This window comes from Streptomyces sp. NPDC059456, from assembly GCF_042750055.1.
Taxonomy (GTDB): Bacteria; Actinomycetota; Actinomycetes; order Streptomycetales; family Streptomycetaceae; genus Streptomyces.
The window spans coordinates 7,890-13,837 of record NZ_JBHYVA010000165.1 but is presented as its reverse complement, the minus strand read 5'-3'; the positions used below and the strand labels follow the sequence as shown (position 1 = coordinate 13,837).

The 5,948-nt window shown below is 76.5% G+C and carries 6 protein-coding genes and 1 pseudogene; 5 read left to right on the top strand and 2 right to left on the bottom strand.

Annotation, left to right across the window (positions count from 1 at the left end; all coding sequences use genetic code 11):
* Positions 1-94 precede the first annotated feature (94 nt).
* From ACFXA3_RS16940 to ACFXA3_RS16925, 4 genes are all read left to right on the top strand, one after another.
* Complete coding sequence (locus ACFXA3_RS16940; protein ID WP_385187478.1) at positions 95-1,165, top strand: hypothetical protein; 1,071 nt, start codon at positions 95-97, stop codon at positions 1,163-1,165.
* Positions 1,166-1,383: 218 nt separating this feature from the next.
* Positions 1,384-2,550, top strand: coding sequence for a cytochrome P450 (locus ACFXA3_RS16935; protein ID WP_385187476.1), 1,167 nt, complete (start codon positions 1,384-1,386; stop codon positions 2,548-2,550).
* A gap of 35 nt (positions 2,551-2,585) precedes the next feature.
* Positions 2,586-3,410, top strand: coding sequence for a hypothetical protein (locus ACFXA3_RS16930; RefSeq protein ID WP_385187474.1), 825 nt, complete (start codon positions 2,586-2,588; stop codon positions 3,408-3,410).
* Positions 3,407-3,640 carry a hypothetical protein gene (locus ACFXA3_RS16925; RefSeq protein ID WP_385187473.1) on the top strand — a complete coding sequence of 78 codons (234 nt, stop codon included), beginning with the start codon at positions 3,407-3,409 and terminating at the stop codon, positions 3,638-3,640. The genes ACFXA3_RS16930 and ACFXA3_RS16925 overlap by 4 nt, the downstream gene beginning before the upstream one ends.
* Here the strand turns inward: ACFXA3_RS16925 and ACFXA3_RS16920 are convergent.
* Together ACFXA3_RS16920 and ACFXA3_RS16915 are read right to left on the bottom strand one after the other, a co-directional pair.
* Positions 3,626-5,023, bottom strand: coding sequence for a gluconate:H+ symporter (locus tag ACFXA3_RS16920; protein WP_385187471.1), 1,398 nt, complete (start codon positions 5,021-5,023; stop codon positions 3,626-3,628). The two genes, ACFXA3_RS16925 and ACFXA3_RS16920, sit on opposite strands and share 15 nt — an antisense overlap.
* A gap of 13 nt (positions 5,024-5,036) precedes the next feature.
* Positions 5,037-5,612, bottom strand: a complete 576-nt coding sequence (locus ACFXA3_RS16915) for a gluconokinase (RefSeq protein WP_385187469.1) — start codon at positions 5,610-5,612, stop codon at positions 5,037-5,039.
* Positions 5,613-5,716: 104 nt separating this feature from the next.
* On the opposite strand from ACFXA3_RS16915, the pseudogene ACFXA3_RS16910 reads away from it, so the two are divergent.
* Positions 5,717-5,853 (top strand): annotated as a pseudogene (locus ACFXA3_RS16910) (GntR family transcriptional regulator); the annotation flags it as partial.
* Positions 5,854-5,948 lie beyond the last annotated feature (95 nt).

Genomic DNA, 5,948 nt, shown 5'->3' with positions numbered 1-5,948 from the left:
GGCGGCGGGCAATCGGGTGGCCCGGACCGAATCCGCACCGCTTCGGGGCGCCGCGCCGGGGAGCCCGGCCCGGCGGTGGTTAGCGTGAGGAACCATGACGCTCCAGAGCGCCCGGACCTCCGCGCCCGGGCCGGCCGAACCACCCGAACCGCCCGGTCCGGCCGAAGCGCCCGGTCCGGCCGAAGCGACCGCCGGTGACCCTCCGCCGACCGCCCCCGAAGCAGCCGATGGCCCCGAGCGGGCCGTCGCGTCCGGAGCACTGGCCGCGTCCGGGGCGCTGGCCGCGTCCGAAGCGGCGGGCGCACCGGAAACGGCGCTCGCGGCCGAAGCGGGCGGCGGACCCGAAGCCGGCCGAGCGGCCGATGGGCCCGGAGCTGCTGTCGCGTCCGCAGTGGCCGGTGCGCGTGGGCGGGTCGCCGGGCCCGGGGCGGGCGGCGGTGCCGATGTGGTGGACCGGGTGCGGCGGGTGGTGCAGGAGGCGGATCCCGGGGCCGGATGGGCGGTCGGGGGTCCGGACGGGATGCACGGCGGGTCGTCGCCGGCCGGCCCGGACCCCGACGTCGGCGGGCTGATTCCCGTGCTGGCCCTGTGGCCGGTGATCGGGAGCCTGGTCGCCGAGGACGTGCTGCGGCTGCACACCCCGCTCGCGGCGTACGGAGCCGAAGCCGCCGCCGACAGCCCGGCCGGCACCACCGCGCACCACCTGCTCAGCCACTCCACCGGCCCCGCGGCCCACACCGCGCTCACCCGCCTTGCCGAGCACCTCACCGGCAGCCCCCTCGCCGAACTCGCCACCACCCGCATCTGGCACCCCCTCGGCATGACCGGCACCCGCTTCGCCGACGGCACCCTCCACGCGCCGACCGCCGACCTCGTCCGCTTCCTGAGCCACCTCCTCTCCCCGGCGGACCACCCCCTCACCCGCGCCTGGATCGCCGATTCGCTGCGCATCCGCACGGGCGAACTGACCCCCGCCCGCGGCCTGCTCTGGCACCCGGCCGCGCACGGCACCTGGTCCTGCGGCGAGGCCCCGACGGTCTGGGTCTGCCCGCGGCTCGACCGCTGGGCGGCGCTCCTGCCCACCCGCCCCCCGGGCCCGCTGCGCCGGGACTTCCGCGAGGCGGCCTTCGCCCCGGCCCCCGCTGAAGCGTCCGGCCCCTGCTGAAGCGTCCGGCCCCCGCTGAAGCGTCCGGCCACCCGGCCCGCACTCGGGGCGCGGTCCCCGCGAGGCCGACGTACGGTGAGCTCGATGTCACCGACCGTTGGTTTCCGGCCGCGCGCGGAGGTACACGGATGCGCACGCTCCACGAGGCCGCCCCGCCGGAGGACCCCGCCGCCCGGGCCCGCGGTCCGGCGGCCCGATCCCAGGGAGGTGGTGCTGCGATGACCGGTCCCGGTACGACCCAGTCGGCCGTCTCGCGCGGGCAGCGGGCGCGGGCCGGGCGCGCCGGGTCCGTGCGGTCCGCGGCCGGCCGCGCCCTCCCGCTGTTCGTCCGCGGCCGCGGCTCCGGCGGCGCCCGCCCGGTGTTCTCCGCCGACGCGCTGCGCGCCCTGCGCGACCGCGACGACGGGGCGCCCGTCCTCGTACGCGGGCTGTCCGGCCCCGTGCTCGTCCTGCTCGACCGGCCCGAACTCCGGCAGTTCTACGACTGCTACCCCCGAGACGTCCTCACCCCGGCCGCCGCCACCGCTCCCGCCGCGGGAACGGGTACGGGCACCGGCGGAGCCCCTGCCTGCGCCGCCGTCCTCGGCGTCCTCGCCGAGGAGGCCCGGCACCTGACCGCCGCCGCCACCCTCGACCTGGCCCGCGCCCGGCACGCCGTGGCCCGCGCCGCCCGGCGGATCGTGCTCGGCGACGGCGTGCCCGCCCGGGCGGACGAGCACCTCACCGGTCTGCTCGGCCGGCTGCGCCGCCGTGGCGGGGAGCGTGCGGCGGCCGACGGGCACACCCCGCCCGGCCGGACGGCGCCCGCCCACACGGGCGGGGCGGACCAGGCCCTGCAGGCCATGGACGGCATCCCCGCCACCCTGCTGCGCACCCTGCTCCTGCTCGCCGCCCACCCCGCCGAGCAGGACGCCGCGGCCGCCGAGGCCGTGGCGGCCGCGGGATCCGCGGCCCCGGGGGAACTGCCGCGGCTGCGCGCCTGCGTACGGGAGTGCCTGCGCCTGTATCCGGCCGTGCCCGACCTGATCCGCGTCACCCGTACCGAGACCGAGTGGCGGGGCGTGCGCCACCCGGCCGGCACCACCGTCCTGCTGCCCGCCCACTTCCACCAGCGCGATCCGCAGCACGTGCCCGCCGCGCACGTCTTCGTGCCGGGCCGCTGGAAGAGCCCCGGCGCGGACGAGGACATCCGGATGGCCCCCTTCGGCCACGGCCGGAGCCGCTGCCCGGGCGACCGGCTGGGCCTGCTGATCACCACCGCGCTCTGCGCCGAGGTGCTGCGCCGCCGCCGCATCACGGCCGCCCGCCCGGTCCTCGACCCGCCCGGACCGCTGCCGTCGGCACTGGATCCGCGCGGCATCCGGCTCACCCTCGACCGCCGCTGACGCCACCCTCCCCTCCGACATCCCGCGAGGATTCCATGTCCGACGCCGCGACCTCCGCGCCCACCGACCCGGACGGCGAACTGCTCGACGCCCTGTGCCGCGAGCTCGCCGAGGCCGCCGACGCGGTCGGTGAGGCCGCCCGGCACGCTTCCGAACTGGCCCTCGGCGCCCGGCTCCCGGCCGCCGTCCTGAGCCGCCGCCGCGCCCGCGCCCGCTCCCGGCAGGGCTGGCGCACCCTGCTGCACACCCTCACCGACCCGGCGGGCCTGGGCTGGGCCCCGCGGGGCCGGGGTGTCGCACGGGCCGGCTGGTACGCCGGGATCCTCACCGGCCGGGAGAGCCTCGCGGTCAGCCTCGCCGTGTGCGGCCTCAAGGCCCGGATCCGGGTGGCGAGCGCGGAACGCCCCGATCTGCTGGACGACCCCGACTGCGCGGCGATCCTGCGGGCCGTGGAGGAGGACCGGCAGGCGGCGGCCGTACGGGTGTTCCGCCGGCTCGTGCGGGACCGGGGAGCCGAGCGGGCGTTCGCGCTGCTGTCCCCGTCGTTCGCGGACCTGATCGCCTGGCACGCCCTGACCGACGCGAACCCGTTCAACGACCACGCCGGCTGGCAGGTGGCCACCGGCCGGGCGGTGCCCGCCCGGCCGCTGCTCGGACTCGGTGCCGCGGTCCGGGCCTTCCTCGGCCGGGACCGGGACCACGACCGGGACCACGACCGGGAGCGCGACCGGGACGGCGCGCACGCGCCGGGCCCTGACGCAGGCCCCGGCCCGGCCGCCCCGCACAAGGGGTGCGTCCACACGATCGGCCTCATCGGGACCGGCGGCATCCTCCTCGTCCAGCCCTGGCGCAGCCGGTGAGCCCGGCCACCCGGCTGCGGCACGGCCCGCCGGACCCGGCCGACGGCCTGCGCGGCCACTCCGCCGCCCTGCACGCCCACGCGCGGCGGCTGCACGCGGCGGCCGAGGCGCTGGACCGGCGGGGCCCGCGGGCCGAGGCGTTCCGCGCCGAGGTCGCCGCACTGGCCGACCGCTGCGCCACCGCGGCGAACGGTCTGGCCGTGGCCGCCGCGCAGCTACAGGACGAGTGACAGCAGCAGGACGCAGCCCAGGCCGACCACCGAGATGATGGTCTCCATCACCGACCAGGTCTTGACGGTCTGTCCGACGGTCATCCCGAAGTACTCCTTGACCAGCCAGAACCCGGCGTCGTTGACGTGGCTGAAGAACAGCGAGCCGGACCCGATCGCCAGCACCAGCAGGGCGGTCTGCGTGGCCGGCATGCCGGCGGCGAGCGGCCCCACCAGGCCGGCCGCCGAGATCGTGGCGACCGTCGCCGAGCCCGTGGCCAGGCGGATGGCGACGGCGATCAGCCAGGCCAGCAGCAGGGCGGGGATCGACCACTGCTTCGACAGGTCCAGGATCATCGCGCCGACGCCGGCGTCGATCAGGGTCTGCTTGAAGCCGCCGCCCGCGCCGACGATCAGCAGGATGCCCGCGATGGGGGCCAGCGACTTCTCGACGGTCGTGGAGAGCCGCTCCCTGGTGAACCCGGCCGCCCGGCCGAGGGTGAACATGCCCACCAGCACCGCCGTGAGCAGGGCGATCAGCGGGGAGCCCGCGACGTCCGTGACCCGCTGCACGCCGCTGTCCGGGTCGCCGACAACGATGTCGACGAGCGCCTTGACCAGCATCAGCGCGACGGGCAGCAGCACCGTGCACACCGTCGCCCCGAACCGGGGCCGGTGCGCGAGCTCCGTCGAGGGCCGCTGCGGGACCATGTGCCCGGGCGCCGGGACGTCCACCCAGCGGGCCGCGTACCGGGAGAACAGCGGCCCGGCGATGATCACCGTCGGGATCGCGACCACCACGCCGAGGGCGAGGGTCATGCCGAGGTTCGCGTGCAGCGCGTCGATGGCGACGAGCGGGCCGGGGTGCGGCGGGATCAGCCCGTGCATCACGGACAGGCCGGCCAGGGCCGGGATGCCGATCCGCATCAGCGAGTAGTTGCCGCGCTTGGCCACCATCAGCACCACCGGGATCAGCAGCACGATGCCGACCTCGAAGAACAGCGGCAGTCCGATCACCGAGGCGATCAGCACCATGGCCCAGGGCATCGCGCGGCCCTTGGCCCGGGCGAGGATGGTGTCGACGATCTCGTCCGCGCCGCCGGAGTCCGCGAGCAGCCTGCCGAGGACCGCACCGAGGGCGATCAGTACGCCGACCCCCGCGACCGTGGCGCCGAGCCCGGCCGTGAAACTGGCGATGGTCTTGTCCAACGGGGCGCCCGCGAACACGCCGAGGGCGAGCGAGCCGACGGTCAGCGCCAGGAAGGCGTGCAGCTTGAGGCGGGTGATGAGCAGGACGATGACCGCGATGGCCGCGAGGACGGCCACGCCCAGCCGGGTGTCCCCGGCCGAGGTGATCGGGGCGGGCGCGGCCGCGGCCAGTATCTCGACGCTGAGACCTGTCACGGGTGGGGGTTCCTCACTCTTCTCGGGGGGCGGAGGCGGGCCGCCCGGCGCCCGGCAGCGCGGACAGCGCGGCCAGGGCCCGTTCGGTGATCTCCTCGGGTGATCCGGACACGTCGACGACGACGCCGAGTTCGTCCTGCTGGAGCGGTTCCAGCGTGGCGAACTGCGAATCCAGCAGGGCGGCCGGCATGAAATGGCCCGTACGGGCCGCCATCCGCCGCTCGATCAGCGCGCGTTCACCGGTCAGGTGCACGAACACCGCGTCGGGCGCGGCGCCGCGCAGCCGGTCGCGGTAGGCGCGCTTGAGCGCCGACGAGGCCAGCACCGCGCCCGTTCCCGCGGGCCGTTCCCGGATCCACGCGTCGATGGCGTCCAGCCAGGGCCGGCGGTCGGCGTCGTCCAGCGGGATGCCGGCGGACATCTTGGCGATGTTGGCCGCCGGATGGAACGCGTCCCCCTCCACGTAGGGGAGGCCGAGCGCGTCCGCGAGCAGCCTGCCCACGGTCGTCTTGCCCGTGCCGGCCACGCCCATCACCACCAGCACGCGCCCGGTGCCGCTCACGTCGTACCTCGCCGTCTTCGTCGACATCGTTCGTGCGCCCTCACTCAAGCCGATTAAGTAGTACTTATTCAAGAGTCCGGCGGAAAACATCACATCTTTTGCCCGCCAGGTGGTCACCGTACGCTTACGCCATGACCACTGAAGGCCAGGGCCTCCACTCCCACGTGCTGGACACGCTCGGCCTGGCGATCACCGCGGGCGAGCACCCGCCGGGCAGCGTCCTGCGGACCGAGGAGATCGCCGCGCGCTTCGGCGCCTCGCGCCCCCGGGGTGGCGCGTTGGGAACCGGGCGGGGGTGAAAGACTCCTGTGGGGTGCCCCCCCCAGGGGGGGGGGCACAGGAGCCCCCCCCAGGGTTGGTACC